This is a genomic window from Streptomyces sp. NPDC056835, from assembly GCF_042789485.1.
Lineage (GTDB): Bacteria > Actinomycetota > Actinomycetes > Streptomycetales > Streptomycetaceae > Streptomyces.
The window spans coordinates 39,851-57,562 of sequence record NZ_JBHUBB010000019.1 but is presented as its reverse complement, the minus strand read 5'-3'; the positions used below and the strand labels follow the sequence as shown (position 1 = coordinate 57,562).

Below are 17,712 nucleotides of genomic sequence, written 5' to 3'. Positions count from 1 at the left end.
ACACTGCTTCAGCATGCCGAAACGAACCCAGTGCCGCACCGGTAGCACCACTCGCCCCGTGACGATGGCCGCAGCGATACCTGGCCGCTCATCAGCTCTCGGCTGCGTCACTTCCGCTCCCCCTGCGGACTTCGCGTGCCCCACATCGGCGACCAGGCCCGCTCTCGCCGGACGCCCTGTGAGCGGCGCGACGGCTGGATACCATGTGAGCCGGCCCACCGCATAGGCGCTGACGAGTAATCGGGGAAGGAATCCGGGCAACATGCCTATCGAGACATTCGAGTTCCAGGTTGAAGCGCGTCAACTCCTGCAGATGATGATCCATTCGATCTACTCGAACAAGGATGTATTTCTGCGCGAGCTCATCTCCAATGCCTCCGACGCCTTGGACAAGTTGCGGCTGGAATCCCTCCGCGACAACGAGCTGCGGGAAGACGTATCGGATCTCCACATCGGCATCGAGGTTGACAAGAAGCAGCGCACGCTCACCATTCGCGACAATGGCATCGGGATGTCGCACGACGAAGTGGTGCAGCTCATCGGGACGATCGCGAATTCCGGCACCGCGAAGTTCTTGAAGGAGTTGAAGGAGGCCAAGGACGCGGCTGCTTCCGAGGAACTCATCGGGCAGTTCGGCGTGGGCTTCTACTCCAGCTTCATGGTGGCCGACGAGGTGACGCTGCTGACCAGGCGGGCGGGGGAGAGCCGGGGGACGCGCTGGGAGTCCAGCGGTGAGGGTACGTACACCGTCGAGACGGTCGATGACGCGCCACAGGGTACGTCAGTGACGCTGCGGCTCAAGCCCGAGGACATCGAGGATCAGCTCTTCGATTACACGTCCGCCTGGAAGATCAGGGAAATCGTCAAGCGGTACTCGGACTTCATCACCTGGCCCATCAAGATGGCCAAGGAGTCCACGGACGAGGACGGCGACGGTGACGGCGGCGACGGCGACGGCCCCCGCGAGGTCGAGACGGTCAACTCGATGAAGGCGCTGTGGGCCCGGTCCAGGGACGAGGTGACCGATGACGAGTACAGCGAGCTGTACAAGCACATCAGTCACGACTGGAACGACCCGCTCGAAACCATCCGTATGCAGGCGGAGGGCACCTTCGAATACCAGGCGCTGCTCTTCATCCCGTCCCACCCGCCGCAGGACCTGTTCATGCAGGGGCACAAGCGCGGAGTTCAGCTCTATGTGAAGCGCGTGTTCATCATGGACGACTGCGAAGCGCTCATGCCCGAATATCTTCGCTTCGTCAAGGGTGTCGTCGACGCGCAGGACCTGTCGCTCAATGTGTCGCGCGAAATTCTCCAGCAGGACCGTCAGATCCAGTTGATGCACCGTCGCCTCGTGAAGAAGGTGCTGTCAACGCTGAAGGATATGATGTCCAGCAGTCCAGAGCGTTACGCGACGTTCTGGAAGGAATTCGGCCGGGTCCTCAAGGAAGGGCTTCTCAGCGACTTCGAGAACCGCGACGCGATCCTCGGTGTCTCCTCGTTCGCGTCGACCCAGGACAAGGACGGGCTGACCACTCTCCGGCAGTACGTGGACCGTATGAAGGAGGGGCAGCAGCACATCTTCTATATGACGGGCGAGTCGCGCTCGGCCATTGAGAGTTCACCGCACATGGAGGCGTTCCAGGCCAAGGGCTTCGAAGTACTGCTGCTGACCGACCCGGTCGACGAGGTGTGGGTCCAGTCCGTACCGGAATTCGACGGAAAGCAGCTGCGCTCGATCGCCAAGGGGGAAGTCGATCTCGACACCGAGGAGGAGAAGAAGGAGGTCGAGGCCGAACGCGAGAAGCGGCAGCAGGAATTCGCCGGTCTGCTGACGTGGATGACGACGGAGCTGAGTGAGAGCGTGAAGGAGGTACGGCTCTCCTCCCGGCTCACCGTCTCCCCCGCCTGCATCGTCGGGGACACCCACGATGTGACGCCCACCCTGGAGAACATGTATCGCGCCATGGGCCAGGAGGTGCCGCACATCAAGCGCATCCTCGAACTCAACCCCACACACCCTCTGGTCACCGGGTTGCGGAAGGCCCACACCGAGCGGGACGCCGACGCGGGACTGGCCGAGGCGGCCGAACTCCTCTACGGAATGGCCCTTCTCGCGGACGGCGGCGAGCTGAGTGACCCCTCGCGTTTCATCAGGCTGATGGCCGACCGGCTGGAGCGCACCCTCTAGCACCGCGCAGCACCGCGCAGCACCGCGCAGCACCGCGCAGTCGAGCTCCACGGCCGACGGACGGACCGGACCTCGGCGCACGCCCGCGACGCACGTCCTGTCCGGATCCAGCCCATAGTTCTAAACTTGCGCAACCCTTAAAGTGTTCGCATGGATGATCAGGGCAGGATGCCGGGCAGGGTTCCGGGCGGGACGGAATGGGAAACCGCGGTGCTCGACGGAGGACCCGCGGACGGCATACGGATGCGGGTCGCCGACCGGCCGTCCGTCGTGCAGGTGACATACCCCTGCGAGCTGGAAGGGCCGGCGGGCGGCGCGCAGGCGGAGGCCGTCTACGTGTACCGGCGGGACCCGCGCGTACGGGGCGAGCCGCTGCGGTACGGGATCGACAGGGCCAGCCCCTGAGCCGAGCCGCACCCTCAACGGGCCGTGTCGGCGCCTTCCGTGGCGGGAGGAGGGGCGGGGTGCGTGGCGCCCTCCCCCTCTTCCCTCATCGCCTTCGTCTCGCTCTTGAGGATGCGCATCGACTTGCCCACGGCACGCGCGGCGTCCGGCAGCTTCTTCGAGCCGAACAGCACGATGATCACGATCGCCACGATCAGCAGATGCCAAGGCTCCAACCCGTTACGCAACATTTCCGCCCCGCCTTCCTCTCGCCGAACCATGGATTCGTAAGTTGCTACATTGCGCAACTGTACAACCATGCGGTGAGCGGCAGAGCGGGCGGCCGACGCGGAAGGATCCTCCTACGGCTGAGGGCCGCCGATACGCCCCCGCGCGAAGACCAGTCCGGCCGCGTACAGCCCGAGCACGACGCCGAGCAGTACGTAGTAGAGCCCCGGCAGCGCGGGCATGCCCAGGACAGGGCCGAGCGGCGAGAGCGGCAGCAGCAACCCGGTCACGGCCAGCCCGGCGGCGGCCCAGCGGACGGGGCCCGAGGCCCGGGGCCCGGACGCGGGGCGTGCGTTCGTACGCAACAGCAGCATCACCAGCGCCTGGGTGAGCAGGTTCTCGCTGAACCATCCGGAGTGGAACTCCGCCTGGCTGCCCGCGTTGACGGCGATATGCAAGGCCGACGCGAGCACCGCGAACATCGCCAGGTCCGCGAGGGCGTTGATGAGCCCGAAGCCGGTGATGAACCGGAAGAACGCCCGGGAGCGCAGCTCCGTCGGCCGGCGCAGCACCTCGGGCCGCGGCCGGTCGAACGCGAAGGCGAGCTGCGCGGCGTCGAAGCACAGGTTCTGTACGAGGACCTGCGCCGGAAGCATCGGCAGGAACGGCAGCAGCAACCCGGCGGTGAGCATCGCGATGACGTTGCCGAGGTTGGAGGAGAGCGTGATCCGCAGATACGTGGCGATATTGCCGCTCGAATGCCGCCCGGCGCCGATCGCGTGCTCGATCGCGGTGAGGTCCTTCCGCGCGAGCACGACATCCGTGGATTCGCGGACGACATCGACCGCGTCGCGCGGGCATATCCCGACATCGGCGGCGTACAGCGCGGGCAGGTCGTTGACACCGTCGCCGAGGAAGCCCGTGGTATGACCGTCGGCGCGGACGGCGGCGACGATACGGGCCTTGTGCTCGGGTGTGCAGCGCGTGAAGACGGTGGTGCGCCGGGCGAGCTCGGCGAGTTCCGCGTCGGTCAGGGCGCCGATCCGTTCGGCGCTGACGATCCCACCGCTCTCACCTCTCCCGCCGCTCTCACTTCTCCCGCTGCTCCCACCGCTCCCGCTGCTCTCGGCTGTGGGGACCTCTCCGTTGCCCGCGAGGTCGCCGACGGCGGCCGTGTCGAGACCCAGGTCCAGACACGCGCGGGCCGCCGTGCCCGGGTGGTCGCCCGTCAGGATCTTGGCCGTGACGCCGCGCGCGGCGAGGACCTTCAGCGCCTCGGCGGCGGTCGGAGCGAGGGCGTCGTGGAGCGCGACGAAACCCAGGAAGTCGAGTCCGCGCTCGTCGGCCGGGGTGTAGTCGCGGTGCCGGGCGGGCCGTTCCGCCGTGGCGACCGCGAGCAGCCGCAGACCGCTGTCGGCCTCGCGGGCGGCCAGCGCGGACAGCCGGTTCCGTTCCTCGTCGTCGAGCGCGCACCGCTGGAGTACGGCTTCCACCGCCCCCTTGACGACGAGCGTGTGGGTGCCGAGACGGCCGGGCCGTCGTACGACCGCGGTGGAGAGGCGGCGTACGGAATCGAACGGGAGCGCCGCCACGCCCTCGTACCGTGCCGGACCCGCCACGTCCGGACCCTCCCCGCCCGGTCCCTGCCCACCCGGACCCTTCACGTCCGGACCCTCCCCTCCCGGACCCTTCACGTCCGGACCCTCCTCGCCCGGATCCTGCACGTCCGCCGCGTCCAGGATCGCGTCGTCGAGGGCGTCCGGGGCGGGCAGATCGGCCAGTTGCAGGGTCCACCAGGCGTTGACCGCGGCCCAGCGCAGCACCTCGGGGTCGGGGTCGCCGTACGCGTCCATCGCCCCGCCGACCACCGGCCGGTCCTGGGTGAGGGTGCCCGTCTTGTCCAGGAACAGTACGTCCACGGCGCCCAGGTCGTGCAGCGCGGGCAGGCGTTTGACGATGATCGCGTGGTGCCGCGCGAGACGTGACGCGCCACGGGCCAGGGCGGTGGTGACGATGACCGGCAGCATCTCCGGAGTGAGCCCGACGGCGACCGCGACCGCGAAGGGAAGCGTCTCCAAACCCCGGCCGCGCAGGGCGGCGTTGGCCATCAGCACGAGCGGCGGGGTGAGCAGCATGAACCGGATGAGGACCCACGAGATGCCGTTCACCTGCCGGTCGAAGGCACTGGCGGTACGGCGCCCCGGCCGGCTGCGCGCGGCACCGAACCGCGTACGTGTCCCGGTCGCCACGACGACGGCGGTGCCACTGCCGGACGCCACACTGCTGCCCTGGAAACACAGCCGCGGCTGCGCGAACACCCCCGCGAAAGCCTCGTCGCCCGCAGGCGTACGGGCGCCGGGTCCGCCCCGCGTGGCCGGGTCGGCTCCCCCGCCGCCCGGCAGGCCCGGCGCGTCGACGGCGTACTTGGCGACCGGCGCCGACTCCCCCGTCAGCGCGGCCTGATGTACGGTCAGCCCGCTCGCGCGCAGCAGCAGTACGTCGGCGGGTACCAGATCACCGGGGCCGAGACGGATCACATCGCCCGGCACCAACTGGTCGACCGGAATCTCCCTCGGCCGCGAACCGCCTCGGTCACGCGAGCCACGCGCATCACGCGCGCCTCCGCCGTCCCGCGCACCGCGCCCGTCACGCGCACCGTGCCTCTCACGCACGTCACGGCCCTCACGCACGTCACGGCCCTCACTCCCGTCACGGCCCTCACTCCCGTCGCTCCCGCGCCGCAGCACTGTCGCCGTCGTGGCCACCAGCTCGCGCAGCGCGGCCATGGACCGGTCGGCCCGGTGCTCCCCGGACGACCGCAGCAGACAGCTGACCACGACCAGCGAGAGGATCACCAGGGCGGTGCCCCAGGCGGAGACGGTGGCCGACACCACCCCGAGACAGAGCAGTACGGCGGTGAACGGATCCCGCACGCTCCGTACGAAACGGCGCGGCCAGGACGCCGTACGCCACTCCGGCACCGCGTTCTCGCCGTACCGGAGCAGACGCTCCTCGGCCTGCGCGTCCGTCAGCCCGCGCGGCCCGCTGTCCAGCCGCCGCAGCACCTGGAGGGAGGTGAGGGCGGTCAGATCCGGCGGGGTGCCGCCCGCACCCGCCGCCCACGGATCCGTCGGCCCGCGGCCGGAACCGGCCCCCGTCCCGGACCCGGTCGCCGCGAACACATCCGTCCCGGACACGCCGGTCCCGGACGGCACGGAGTCGGGCACCGCTGACTCAGGCCGTGATGTCGCGGACGCGCCGTGCCGGAGCGTGCGCCGCGCGGTCGGTCAGCTGTCCGACCATCAGCCGGACCACGGTCACGACATCCGGATCGTCGACGAAGTACACCTGGCGACGGCCCTCGCGCCGCGACCGTACGAGACCGGCCAGTTTCAGCTTGGTCAGATGCTGGCTGACGGCGGGCAGCGCCCCGCCCACGCGCTCGGCGAGTCCGGTCACATCGCTCTCGCCCTGGGCCAGTACCCACATGATGTGGAGCCGCGCCGACGACGCGAGCAATCCGAACGCGGCGGCGGCCTCGGCCAGCACCTCGGCAGGAGGGTCCTCGAAACCACCGGAACCCGCCGGCACACCTGCCGTCACGATCGCTCTCCCGTCCCGCGCGGGCCGTCACCCCGTCAACCCGAATGTCGTCATGCCCTTATGTCCGAAGGCCCGGGCGTCCGAATGCCCAGGCGTCCCGAGGCCCGAACATCCGAAGGCCCGAACCAGCGGTTCAGTCTAGGGCTACGGCCTGTCGCGAGAATCCCGCGCGGGTGGGTCGTTCCGCTCGACGACGATCCCCGTGACGACATGGCGCTCCCCCGGCGCGGCGGCATCGGCCGCCCTCCCCTCCGCCTTGCCCTCCTCCTTGCCCTCCGCTTTGCCCTCCTCCTTGAGCGCCTTCGTCTCGCTCTTGAGGATGCGGGCGGCCTTGCCGGCGGAGCGGGTCAGCTCAGGGAGCCTCTTCACCCCGACGACCACCGCGACGACGATGAGGATCAGGGCCAGTTCACTCAAGCCGAACATCAGGTCTGCTCTCCCGGTTGCGGATCGGATCGACTTCTACAGCGCTGTAGAAGTATCTCGTACGGGGCAACCGCACAACAAGCCCGCACCGAGCCAACACACAGCCGACCGCACCGACGCCACTGACCGCGCCGACCCCACCGACCGCGCCGACCGCGCCGACCGCGCCGACCACGGAAGAAACCCACAACCCCCTGCTACTCTTCGTCCGCCATTGATCACTTTGCGTCACAAAGGGACAACCGGGAGCACCTGTGAAGGTCGCATGCGTCGGCGGCGGGCCCGCCGGCCTGTACTTCTCGATCCTGATGAAACGGCAGGACCCGTCCCATGACATCACCGTCTACGAACGGAACGCGGCCGGGTCCACCTACGGCTGGGGAGTGACCTACTGGGGCAGCCTGATCGACAAGCTCCATGTCCACGACCCCGAATCCGCCGTCGCCATCAGCGAGAGCTCGGTCCGCTGGAGCGACGGGGTCGCACACGTCGGCGACCGGAAGACGGTGCACCACGGCGACACGGGCTTCGGCATCGGCCGCCGCCGGCTGCTCGACATTCTCACCGAGCGGGCGCGCTCCCTCGACGTGCGCGTCGAGTTCGAGCATCCGATCAACGACGCGGCCCAACTGCCCGACGCCGACCTGGTCGTGGCCTGCGACGGAGTCGGCAGCGCACTGCGCGAGCGCCACGCCGGACACTTCGGCACCGAGGCGACGGCCGGGCACAACACATACATCTGGCTCGGCACCACCAAGGTCTTCGACTCCTTCACCTTCGCCTTCGTCGAAACCGAGCACGGCTGGATCTGGTGCTACGCCTACGGGTTCAGCGAGGACGCGAGCACCTGCATCGTCGAGTGCTCCCCGGCGACCTGGACCGGCCTCGGGCTCGACAGGGCGAGCGAGGCGGACGGTCTGGCCCTGCTGGAACGGCTCTTCGCCCGGCCGCTGGACGGGCATCGGCTGATCGGCAGGGCGCACGCGGACGGCAGCGCGCAGTGGCTGAACTTCCGCACCCTGACCAACCGGACCTGGCACCACGGCAATCTCGTCCTGCTCGGCGACGCCGCCCACACCACGCACTACTCCATCGGCGCGGGCACGACACTCGCGCTGGAGGACGCCATCGCACTGGCCGGCGCGTTGCGCGGGCGCAGCGGATACGGCCGACCCAGCGGACCCAGCGGACCCGGCGGACACAGCAGCCGGCGCGGACACGGCGGGAACGACCTGCACCCGGAATTGCGGCCCGCCCTCGTCCAGTACGAGCGGGAACGGAGGTCCGCCCTCCTCCCCGTCCAGAGCGCGGCCCGCTACAGCGCCCAGTGGTACGAGAACCTTCCGCGCTATATCCATCTCGCCCCGGCGCAGATGTTCGCGCTGCTCGGGCAGCGGCACTCCCCGCTGCTTCCGCACATCCCGCCCCAGCTGTACTACCGGATGGACAGGGCGGCCGAGCAGCTGGAGGCGCTGCGCAAGCTCAAGCGCTGGCTGGGCCCGAGGGTCGCGCGAACGCTGCACGCCCGTTCGCGCGCCTCCGGCAGCTGACCACCGACGCGCCCCCGTACTACGTCCCTGGACAGGACCTAGATCCTGTCCAGGAACGTCGTCACGGCCAGCGCCTTCTTGGTGGAGCGGTAGCGCGCCAGCAGCACCGGGCGCAGCCAGCGCACCGACGCCGGGAAGGCCCTCAGCACAGCCGCGTACCCGGGGATCCGGTCCGGGTCCTCCATCAGGCCGAGCACCAGATGCGGGCTGACCCGGAAGTCGCCGTGGAAGATCCCGTTCCGCACCCGCGCGAGGTCGGCGTCAGGCACCTGCGCGAACAGCTCAAGCAGGACCGGCTCCTCCTCATCGAAGTGCCTGGTCAGAATGTCGTGGACCCGCTGGGCCGACGGCAGCCCGGACATGGCCGCCTCACTGACGACGACCAGCACCTCGGCGCGGCCGCCCGCGATCTCCCGGGCGGCGATCGCGTCGACCACCCTGGCGAGGGTGTGCAGCTCGGCGTCGAGCGCCTGGTGCTCGGCGACCATCCGGTCGAGTTCGGCGACGGCGGGGGAAAACAGGTCGCTCAGCACCGGCCAGAGTTGTTCGTCTTCGCTCCCGTGGTGGCTCCTGACGTAATCGATCAGCCAACGGGAGGTGCTGACCAGTGTCCTGACGTCGACGGGCTGACCGTCGGCGAGATTCGCGAACGAGACGGCCACGAGGGCAGCGCCCCTCCGCATGATCGTGTGCTCAGCGAGGAGTTCTTCGTACATACGCGAGCGTTCGGTTCGAAGCACGGATGAAACCGTCATTCTCTGTCCCTCGAAAATAGGGTTAACCCCTATGTAATGAACCCAAAGGTAGTGAAATAAACGCATGACTTGCCATAAAATGTCTGTATGTCTGGCGGACGTCAGTACCACTCCCCTCGCCGCGAGCTCACCGCGGCCGCCACGCGGCGCGACATCATCGACGCTGCGCGGCGGCTCTTCCTGAAGCGGGGTTTCGCGCAGGTGACCATCGCGGAGATCGCCCGCGAGGCAGGGATCGCGGTCAAGACGGTGTACGTCAGCGCCGGGGGCCGGCTCGACATACTGCGGGAGACCATCCACCGCGCGGCCGCGCACTCCGGCGCTCAGGAGACCGTGAAGCGGATACGGGACACCGACGACGCCGTCTCCGCCATCGCCCTGCTCGCCCACCGCACCCGGCTCAGCAACGAGGAGCATCGCGAATCCATCGCGATTCTCTACAGCGCGCTGCCCGTGCACGAGGCGGCGGAAGCACTCTGGGACGAGGGCACCTCTATCTACACTTCTGCCCTTCGAGAGATCGCGTCACACCTCAGGGGCCTCGGTGCTCTCAAGGCCGGGGTGACCGTCGAGCAGTGCGCGGACGTGCTGTGGTTCTGCTTCGGCCTGGGCGCCTGGCGCACGCTCGTTGACGAATGCGGCTGGACCTGGGACCAGGCCGAGAAACAGCTGACAGCCATGGCCACGAAGATGCTGCTCAAGGAGTTATCCACAGGCTGAGCGGGACGCCGACGGAATGTCAGGGGCCGGGCGCAGAATAGGGGGCATGACTGAGATCACCGGTTCGACACCGGATTCGACAGCGGCCCAGGCGGCGGCCTCGGCAGCGCCCCCGGCGGCGGCCTCGGCAGCGCCCCCGGCGGCGGCCTCGGCAGCGGCCCGGGCTGCGGCCTCGATGCCCGAGTGGGAGAAGCGCTTCCGGGCGCCGCGGGTGTCGCTGCCCGACTGGGCGGAGGACGCGCCGGAACGCGCGCTGTTCGTCTCCAACGCGACGGGGACGTACGAGCTGTACGCGTGGGATCGCGCGACCGGTGAGCAGCGGCAGGCGACGGACCGGCCGAACGGGACGACGGACGGCGTGCTCTCGCTCGACGGCGAGTGGATCTGGTGGTTCTCGGACACGGACGGGGACGAGTTCGGGGTCTGGATGCGGCAGCGCTTCGCCGCCGGGGCGGACGGCGCGGGTGACGAGCCGGCGGTGCCTGGTCTCGGCCCCTCCTATCCGGCCGGGCTCGCGCTCGGCCGGGACGGTACGGCGGTGGTGGGGCGCTCGACCGACGAGGACGGCTCGACGCTCCATGTCGTACGGCCCGGCGGGGAGCCCGTGGAGATCTACCGGCACCGCGAGTCGGCCGGGGTCGGGGATCTGTCGTACGACGGCTCGCTGCTGGCGATAGAGCACACCGAGCACGGCGACGCGATGCACTCGGCGGTGCGGGTGCTGCGGCTGGACGGCTCGGTGGTGGCGGAGCTGGACGACACGGAGGGCGGTACGCGCGAGCTGGGCCTTGAGGTGCTGGGCTTCGCGCCGGTGGAAGGGGACAGCCGGCTGCTCATCGGCCATCAGCGGCGGGGCCGCTGGGAGCCGGTCGTCTGGAATCCGCTGACCGGCGAGGAGACCGAGCTCGCCATCGAGCTGCCCGGCGATGTCAACGCCGAGTGGTATCCGGACGGATCGGGGCTGCTGGTCGCGCACAGCTTCGAGGCCCGCGGCGAGCTGTGGCGCTACGACTTCGCCAAGAGCGCGCTGATCCAGGTGGAGACCCCGGCCGGGACGGTCTCGGGCGCGACGGCCCGGCCCGACGGAAGCGTGGAGTATCTGTGGTCGTCGGCGGCCCGTCCGCCGGAGGTGCGCTCCACGGCGGGCGGGGTGGTGCTCGATCCGCCGGGACCGGCGGCGCCCTCCTCGGTGCCGGTGGAGGACGCGTGGGTGGAGGGTCCCGGCGGCCGGGTCCACGCGCTGGTGCAGCGGCCGGCGGGCGAGGGCCCGTTCCCGACGGTCTTCGAGATCCACGGCGGCCCGACATGGCATGACAGCGACGCGTTCGCGGCGGGACCGGCCGCATGGGTCGACCACGGCTTCGCGGTCGTCCGCGTCAACTACCGGGGCTCCACCGGATACGGACGGGAGTGGACGGACGCCCTCAAGCACCGGGTCGGGCTGATCGAGCTGGAGGACATCGCGGCGGTCCGGGAGTGGGCGGTGGACTCCGGTCTGGCGGATCCGGCGAAGCTGGTGCTGTCGGGCGGATCGTGGGGCGGCTATCTGACCCTGCTCGGCCTCGGCACGCAGCCCGATGCCTGGGCCCTGGGGCTCGCGGCCGTGCCGGTCGCCGACTATGTGACGGCGTACCACGACGAGATGGAAGCCCTCAAGGCGATGGACCGCACGCTGCTGGGCGGTACGCCGGAGGAGGTGCCCGAGCGGTTCGCGGCCTCGTCCCCGCTGACCTATGTCGACGCCGTCCGGGCCCCGGTCTATATCTCGGCGGGCGTCAACGACCCGCGCTGCCCGATCCGCCAGGTGGAGAATTATGTGGACAGGCTGGCGGACCGGGGCGCGGTCCACGAGGTGTACCGGTACGACGCGGGCCATGGCTCGCTCGTCGTGGAGGAGCGGATCAAGCAGGTCCGGCTGGAGCTGGAGTTCGCCGTCAAGCACCTGGGGGTGGGCGCACGGTGAGTCGAGGCTGAGCTGAGGTGACGGAAGGCCCCGGGACCGGGCTCAACGGAAGCCCTGGTCCCAGGCCCTGCGGGAGCCCGGGTCCCGGACTCCGCGGGGACCCGGGGCCGGGCTCAACGGGGGACCCGGGACCGGGGGCGTGGGCGGCGTTCCGTACCGTGGAGGGGTGTACCGCTTCCTGGTGACTCCGCGATGGTTGGGGATCAGCGCCTTCGTCCTGCTGGCGATCTCCGTGTGCGTTTTCATGGGGACCTGGCAGCTGGGGCGCTTCGAGGACCGCGTCGCCTCGCACGAGGCCGCGAAGACGGCGCCCGATCCCGGTGAGCGGCCCACGGAGGCGCTGGAGACCCTGCTGCCGGTCGACCAGCAGACCTCGGGCCGGCATGCCACGGCGAGCGGGCGGTACGGGGATCAGTTCCTGGTGCCCGACCGGGAGCTGGACGGCGAGAACGGTTCGTATGTGCTGACCATGCTCCGTACCGACGGCGGCAAGGCGCTGCCCGTGGTGCGCGGCTGGCTGCCGAGCGGCGAGAAGGTGCCCGCGCCGCCCACCGGCGAAGTCACCGTGACCGGGTCGCTCCAGGCGTCCGAGTCCACCGGCTCCGACGGTGTGCGGGCGGGCGGCGGGCTGCCCCGCGGCCAGCTGGCCATGATCAGCGCGGCGTCGCTGGTCAACGTCGTGCCGTACGACGTGTACGACGCCTGGGTCACCGTCAGCAAGGCGTCGGACGGGCTGCGGGCCGTGCCCGCGGGCGTGCCGCAGAACACCGGGCTCGACCTCAAGGCGTTCCAGAACCTCGGTTACACCGGTGAGTGGTTCGTCTTCGCCGGCTTCGTGGTCTTCATGTGGTTCCGGCTGGCCCGGCGCGAGGCCGAGGCGATCAGGGACCGGAAGCTGGGGCTGGAGACCGCCGCGTAGCACTCGTAGCACTCCGGCTTCCGGGCCCCTGTCCCTACGAGCGCTCGCGTCCTGCCCTACGACGCCTTGAGCACGCCCGTCTTGTAGATGGTGCCGGCGCAGGCGTTGGAAATGGTCGTCTGGCCGCTCGGGGCGCCCGGCGCCGCCGTGTGGGACACCGCGACCGAGCCGTCCATCGTGCCGCCGTCGGTGGTGAGCTGGGTCTCCGTGTTCGATCCGCCCGGGTCGGTGCCGGGGCCCGTACCGGGGTCGCCGGTCGTGCCCGCCGTGCCGTCCTCCGACGGGCTGGGGTCGGGCGAGGCGCCGGTCGTGGGACACGTCTCCGAGGGCACCCAGGCGAACTTCACCTCGTAGGCGCCGTCCGGCGGGAGCACCAGTGCCGCCGCCTCCTGGGAGGGGTCGGGCAGCCCGGCGGCCGGGTCGCCCGCGGTGTGCTGCACGACGGTGATCTTGTTCCGGTCCGCCGCGCCCGTCGCCAGGGTGCCGACCGTGCCGCGGCCTGCGACCGCACAGCCCGAGGCCGAGACATTGGAGACGCGGAAGCTCCCGTAGACCGTGCCCGCGGTGTCCGGCGCGCCCGTCTGGCCCACGACCAGGAGCTGGCTCGGGTCGCAGGCGGGCGAGGAAGCGGTCTCATAGGGAGCGTCGGGGTCGTGCGAACCGCCCTTGCCGCCATCCGGCGAACCCGACACGGCCCCACCATCCGGCTTGTCCTTCTTGCCGGGCTCATCCTCGTCGTCGGCGGACACCTTGTCGGAAGGACTGTCCTTGTCGTCCTTCTTGCCACCCGTGGTGCCCTTGCCGGCGTCGGTGCCGCCCTGCGTCTGCTCGCCGTGGCCGGTGCTGACGGCGCGGTCGTCCACCGCGTCGGTGGAGTTGGCGACATGGACGAAGGCGGGGACCGCCGTACCGAACAGCAGCGCCGCCGCCGCCATACCGACGACGGCCTGGCGCTTTCTGGCCCGCCGGGTCGGTACGGCCTTGCGGAGATGGTCGAGGGCGCCGTCGGACGGGCGCAGGTCGCCCACGGCGCCGTGCAGCATCCGCCGCAGCGCCAGTTCGTCCCCGTCCAGGACACCGTTCAGGTCGTTGCTCGCGGCCTCACCGCCGTCAACGACACCGCCGCCACCGCCGACTCCAACGCCGCCGTCAGCACCGCCGCCACCAACGCCGCTGTTACCAACGCCGTCGCCATCGCCGCCACTGTCGCTCTTGGCGGTCTTCTTACACCTGTCGGCACCCGTGTCACCGAGGCCGCTCAGCTCATTCTCCGGCCCGTTGTTCACAATTCCGTTTCCAGTCAGGTCGTTCAACGGAGCGTCCGGCCCGGCCTGCTCGGTCCCGCGGACCTCGCCGCGGTCCGCACCGCGGTCCTCGCCGCGGTTCTCGGCCGGGCTCTCGCCTCGGCCGATTCCTCGCCGGTCCTTACGCCCACTCATGCCGTCGCCTCCATGGCGACGCGCAGCGCCGCTATGCCGCGCGAGCCGTACGCCTTCACCGAGCCCAGGGATATCCCCAGCGTCTCGGCGACCTGCGCCTCGGTCATGTCCGCGAAGTACCGCAGCGACAGCACCTCGCGCTGCCGGCGCTGGAGCCCGCGCATGGCCTTGATCAGCGCGTCCCGCTCCAGCAGGTCGTACGCGCCCTCCTCCGCGCTCGCCATGTCGGGCATCGGCTTCGAGAGCAGCTTGAGACCGAGGATGCGGCGGCGCAGCGCGGAGCGGGAGAGGTTCACGACCGTCTGCCGCAGATACGCGAGGGTCTTCTCCGGCTCACGTACGCGATTGCGCGCGGAGTGCACCCGGATGAAGGCCTCCTGAACGACGTCCTCGCAGGAGGCCGTGTCGTCCAGCAGCAGGGCGGCGAGACCGAGCAGCGACCGGTAGTGGGCGCGGTAGGTCTCGGTCAGGTGGTCGACGGTGGTGCCCGCGGCCGTCACCTCGTCAGCGCCATCGCGCTGGGACGGTATGCGTGCGGGCCGCGCGGCGGGCATGGGGGCGATCACCGGCATGCCGCCGGGCGTGCGGGGACGCCGGAGCGGACGCACTGTCGCGCCGCGCACCGGGCCGATCGCTGTGAATTCGAGAACCTCTGCCACGCCAGTTGGACACGCTTCCCCCCGCCAGGGTTGTACGCGCACCCCACCCCATTTGACGCTGCACCAAATACTCTCATGCGTAACTAATCTCCCCCTATGCCCCATTTTTGCGACAGTGCAAAGGGGCGACCGCAGAGACGCTTTCCAGCCGTCCAGCGGTTGCGGAGCTCTCGCAGAAAGACGGATGCGCATCGTCGAACACGACAACGTCCCAGTTCAAGAGGCATGGAGCATAGGTTTGCCCACAGGACGTTCACAGATTCTACAAAGTTTTATGGATCTATGGCTTCCTGATTTGGCGCCTGTTCCGGGCCGCGGTGAACCGGAGTGAGTTACGGCCGCGACAGTTCCACGGCGACGGCCTCGGCGATCTGAGCCGTGTTCAGCGCGGCGCCCTTGCGGAGATTGTCGCCGCAGACGAACAGCTCCAGCGCCCGGGGGTCGTCCAGCGACCGCCGCACCCGTCCCACCCACGTCGGATCCGTCCCCACCACATCGGCGGGCGTGGGGAAATCGCCCGCTCCGGGGTTGTCGAACAGCACCACGCCCGGTTGCGTCGCCAGGATCTCGTGCGCCCGGCCGACCGTGATCTCCTGCTCGAAGCGCGCGTGCACGGCGAGGGAGTGGCCGGTGATCACCGGGACCCGGACACAGGTCGCCGACACCCGCAGCGTCGGCAGATCCAGGATCTTCCTGGTCTCCTCACGGATCGCCATCTCCTCCGAGGACCAGCCGCCTTCCAGGGCGGTCCCGGACCACGGCACGACATTCAGCGCCAGGGGGGCGGGGAAGGGTCCGGTGGCATCACCCACCGCGCGGCGCACATCACCGGGGCGCGTACCCAGCTCCGTACCCGCGACCAGGGAGAGCTGTTCGCGCAGCGCGCTGACGCCGTCCTGTCCCGCGGCGCTGACCGCCTGGTACGAGGAAACCCTCAGCTCGCGCACCCCGAACTCGGCGTGCAGCGCGCCCACCGCCACGATCATCGAGAGCGTGGCGCACCCCGGACTCGCGACGATGCCGCGCGGACGGGCCCGTACGGCATGGGGGTTGAGCTCGGGCACGACCAGCGGTACGTCGGGTTCCATCCGGAACGCGGCCGAATTGTCCACGACCACGGCGCCCTTGGCCGCGGCGATCGGTGCCCACTGGGTGGACACCTCGTCCGGTACGAGGAACAGCGCCACGTCCACACCGTCGAGAGCCGCCTCGGAGAGCGCGACGACCTCGGTCGCCTCCCCGCGTACGGACAGCTTGCCGCCCTCCGTACACGGTGAGGCGATCAGGCGGATGTCGCCCCAGACGTCGGCGTGCTGCGACAGGATCTGGAGCATCACGGCGCCGACGGCCCCGGTCGCACCCACGACCGCGAGCGTCGGCCCGCCGTTCATCGCGCGGCGCTCCGCGCGGCGCCGCGAGGCGCGGAGGGCGCGTTCATCGTCCGGTTCCTCCGTAGACCACGGCCTCGTCGGACTCGCTGTCGAGACCGAAGGCGGTGTGCACGGCGCGTACGGCCTCGGTGACCTCGTCCGCGCGGGTGACCACCGAGATACGGATCTCGGATGTCGAGATCAACTCGATGTTCACGCCCGCGTCCGAAAGCGCCTCGAAGAATCCGGCGGTGACGCCCGGGTTGGTCTTCATGCCGGCGCCGACGAGCGAGATCTTGGCGATCTGGTCGTCGTAGCGCAGCGACTCGAACCCGATCGTCGACTTCGTCTTCTCCAGCGCGTCGATGGCCTTGCGGCCCTCGGTCTTCGGCAGCGTGAAGGAGATGTCGGTCAGACCGGTCGACGCGGCGGAGACGTTCTGCACCACCATGTCGATATTGATCTCGTTGTCGGCGATGGCGCGGAAGATCGTCGCGGCCTCGCCGGGCTTGTCGGGGACACCGACGACCGTGATCTTCGCCTCTGAGGTGTCATGGGCGACACCGGAGATGATGGCCTGCTCCACCTTGTGGTCCCCTTGCGGTTCGTTGCTGACCCATGTGCCCTGGAGCCCCGAGAAGGAGGAGCGGACATGGATCGGGATGTTGTAACGGCGTGCGTACTCGACGCACCGGTGCAGCAGCACCTTGGAACCGGAGCTGGCGAGCTCCAGCATGTCCTCGAAGGAGATCCAGTCGATCTTCCGGGCCTTCGTCACGACCCGGGGGTCCGCGGTGAAGACACCGTCCACATCGGTATAGATCTCGCACACCTCGGCCTCCAGCGCCGCCGCGAGCGCGACAGCGGTGGTGTCCGAGCCGCCACGGCCCAGGGTAGTGATGTCCTTCTTGTCCTGGGAGACCCCTTGGAACCCGGCGACGATGGCGATATTGCCCTCGTCGAGCGCCGTACGGATCCGGCCCGGCGTGACATCGATGATGCGCGCTTTGTTGTGGACCGAGTCGGTGATGACGCCCGCCTGGCTGCCGGTGAACGACTGGGCCTCGTGGCCAAGGTTTTTGATCGCCATCGCCAGCAGGGCCATGGAGATCCGCTCTCCGGCGGTCAGCAGCATGTCGAACTCACGCCCGGCGGGGATAGGGGATACCTGCCCGGCGAGATCGATCAACTCGTCCGTCGTGTCGCCCATCGCCGATACCACGACGACCACTTGATGGCCGTTCTTCTTGGCATCGACGATCCGCTTGGCGACCCGCTTGATGCCTTCGGCATCGGCTACGGAGGAGCCTCCGTACTTCTGCACGACAAGGCCCACGTGCGCTCCTCGCTCAGTCCATAGTCACTGTCGGCTCAGTTTAACGACCGACCGCACAGCGTCCCGGCTATACCACATCGTGAGATGTCCCGCCCACTCCGTGATCGCCTTGAGACGGACACGGCCGCTCGGTGTGCATGCATGCCCCCGATGGCGCGGTACACGCGGG

General features: G+C 69.6%; 15 protein-coding genes. 6 read left to right on the top strand and 9 right to left on the bottom strand.

Going from position 1 to position 17,712, the window contains the following annotated elements; translation table 11 throughout:
- The first annotated feature begins 262 nt into the window (after nt 1-262).
- On the top strand, nt 263-2,191 hold the full coding sequence (gene htpG / locus ACFRMN_RS22285; RefSeq protein ID WP_383022193.1) for a molecular chaperone HtpG: 1,929 nt from the start codon (nt 263-265) through the stop codon (nt 2,189-2,191).
- 150 nt (nt 2,192-2,341) lie between these two features.
- Complete coding sequence (locus ACFRMN_RS22280) at nt 2,342-2,596, top strand: hypothetical protein (protein ID WP_383022191.1); 255 nt, start codon at nt 2,342-2,344, stop codon at nt 2,594-2,596.
- 14 nt (nt 2,597-2,610) lie between these two features.
- Here the strand turns inward: ACFRMN_RS22280 and tatA are convergent, their stop codons facing one another.
- The 4 genes from tatA to ACFRMN_RS22260 all read right to left on the bottom strand — a co-directional run bounded on the left by tatA (nt 2,611) and on the right by ACFRMN_RS22260 (nt 6,832).
- A complete protein-coding gene (tatA, locus tag ACFRMN_RS22275) occupies nt 2,611-2,826 on the bottom strand; it encodes a Sec-independent protein translocase subunit TatA (RefSeq protein WP_383022189.1) in 216 nt (71 codons plus the stop codon).
- A 111-nt stretch (nt 2,827-2,937) separates the two neighbouring features.
- The gene (locus tag ACFRMN_RS22270) at nt 2,938-6,018 is read right to left on the bottom strand and encodes an HAD-IC family P-type ATPase (protein WP_383022188.1); all 3,081 of its coding nucleotides are present in this window, start codon (nt 6,016-6,018) and stop codon (nt 2,938-2,940) included.
- 19 nt (nt 6,019-6,037) lie between these two features.
- Nucleotides 6,038-6,394 carry an ArsR/SmtB family transcription factor gene (locus tag ACFRMN_RS22265; protein WP_383022346.1) on the bottom strand — a complete coding sequence of 119 codons (357 nt, stop codon included), beginning with the start codon at nt 6,392-6,394 and terminating at the stop codon, nt 6,038-6,040.
- A gap of 156 nt (nt 6,395-6,550) precedes the next feature.
- A complete protein-coding gene (locus ACFRMN_RS22260) occupies nt 6,551-6,832 on the bottom strand; it encodes a twin-arginine translocase TatA/TatE family subunit (protein WP_383022187.1) in 282 nt (93 codons plus the stop codon).
- Nucleotides 6,833-7,086: 254 nt separating this feature from the next.
- Here ACFRMN_RS22260 and ACFRMN_RS22255 point away from each other — a divergent pair, with 254 nt between their 5' ends.
- On the top strand, nt 7,087-8,382 hold the full coding sequence (locus ACFRMN_RS22255) for an FAD-dependent monooxygenase (protein ID WP_383022186.1): 1,296 nt from the start codon (nt 7,087-7,089) through the stop codon (nt 8,380-8,382).
- A 38-nt stretch (nt 8,383-8,420) separates the two neighbouring features.
- Here the strand turns inward: ACFRMN_RS22255 and ACFRMN_RS22250 are convergent, their stop codons facing one another.
- Nucleotides 8,421-9,122: a hemerythrin domain-containing protein gene (locus ACFRMN_RS22250; protein WP_383022184.1), complete on the bottom strand. Its 702-nt coding sequence runs from the start codon at nt 9,120-9,122 to the stop codon at nt 8,421-8,423.
- Nucleotides 9,123-9,224: 102 nt separating this feature from the next.
- Here ACFRMN_RS22250 and ACFRMN_RS22245 point away from each other — a divergent pair, with 102 nt between their 5' ends.
- The 3 genes from ACFRMN_RS22245 to ACFRMN_RS22235 all read left to right on the top strand — a co-directional run bounded on the left by ACFRMN_RS22245 (nt 9,225) and on the right by ACFRMN_RS22235 (nt 12,739).
- Complete coding sequence (locus ACFRMN_RS22245; RefSeq protein WP_383022182.1) at nt 9,225-9,857, top strand: TetR/AcrR family transcriptional regulator; 633 nt, start codon at nt 9,225-9,227, stop codon at nt 9,855-9,857.
- 175 nt (nt 9,858-10,032) lie between these two features.
- Nucleotides 10,033-11,820 (top strand): prolyl oligopeptidase family serine peptidase, encoded by a 1,788-nt coding sequence (locus tag ACFRMN_RS22240; RefSeq protein WP_383022344.1) that lies wholly within the window; start codon nt 10,033-10,035, stop codon nt 11,818-11,820.
- A 166-nt stretch (nt 11,821-11,986) separates the two neighbouring features.
- A complete protein-coding gene (locus ACFRMN_RS22235; RefSeq protein ID WP_383022180.1) occupies nt 11,987-12,739 on the top strand; it encodes an SURF1 family protein in 753 nt (250 codons plus the stop codon).
- Between the two features lie 56 nt (nt 12,740-12,795).
- On the opposite strand, the gene ACFRMN_RS22230 is transcribed toward ACFRMN_RS22235, so the two are convergent.
- The 4 genes from ACFRMN_RS22230 to ACFRMN_RS22215 all read right to left on the bottom strand — a co-directional run bounded on the left by ACFRMN_RS22230 (nt 12,796) and on the right by ACFRMN_RS22215 (nt 17,543).
- On the bottom strand, nt 12,796-14,178 hold the full coding sequence (locus tag ACFRMN_RS22230; RefSeq protein WP_383022178.1) for a hypothetical protein: 1,383 nt from the start codon (nt 14,176-14,178) through the stop codon (nt 12,796-12,798).
- Nucleotides 14,175-14,837, bottom strand: coding sequence for a SigE family RNA polymerase sigma factor (locus ACFRMN_RS22225; RefSeq protein ID WP_383022176.1), 663 nt, complete (start codon nt 14,835-14,837; stop codon nt 14,175-14,177). Before ACFRMN_RS22225 ends, ACFRMN_RS22230 begins: the two co-directional genes overlap by 4 nt.
- Nucleotides 14,838-15,169: 332 nt before the next feature.
- The gene (locus tag ACFRMN_RS22220) at nt 15,170-16,228 is read right to left on the bottom strand and encodes an aspartate-semialdehyde dehydrogenase (RefSeq protein WP_383022174.1); all 1,059 of its coding nucleotides are present in this window, start codon (nt 16,226-16,228) and stop codon (nt 15,170-15,172) included.
- 43 nt (nt 16,229-16,271) lie between these two features.
- Nucleotides 16,272-17,543, bottom strand: coding sequence for an aspartate kinase (locus ACFRMN_RS22215; RefSeq protein WP_383022172.1), 1,272 nt, complete (start codon nt 17,541-17,543; stop codon nt 16,272-16,274).
- Nucleotides 17,544-17,712: the final 169 nt, after the last annotated feature.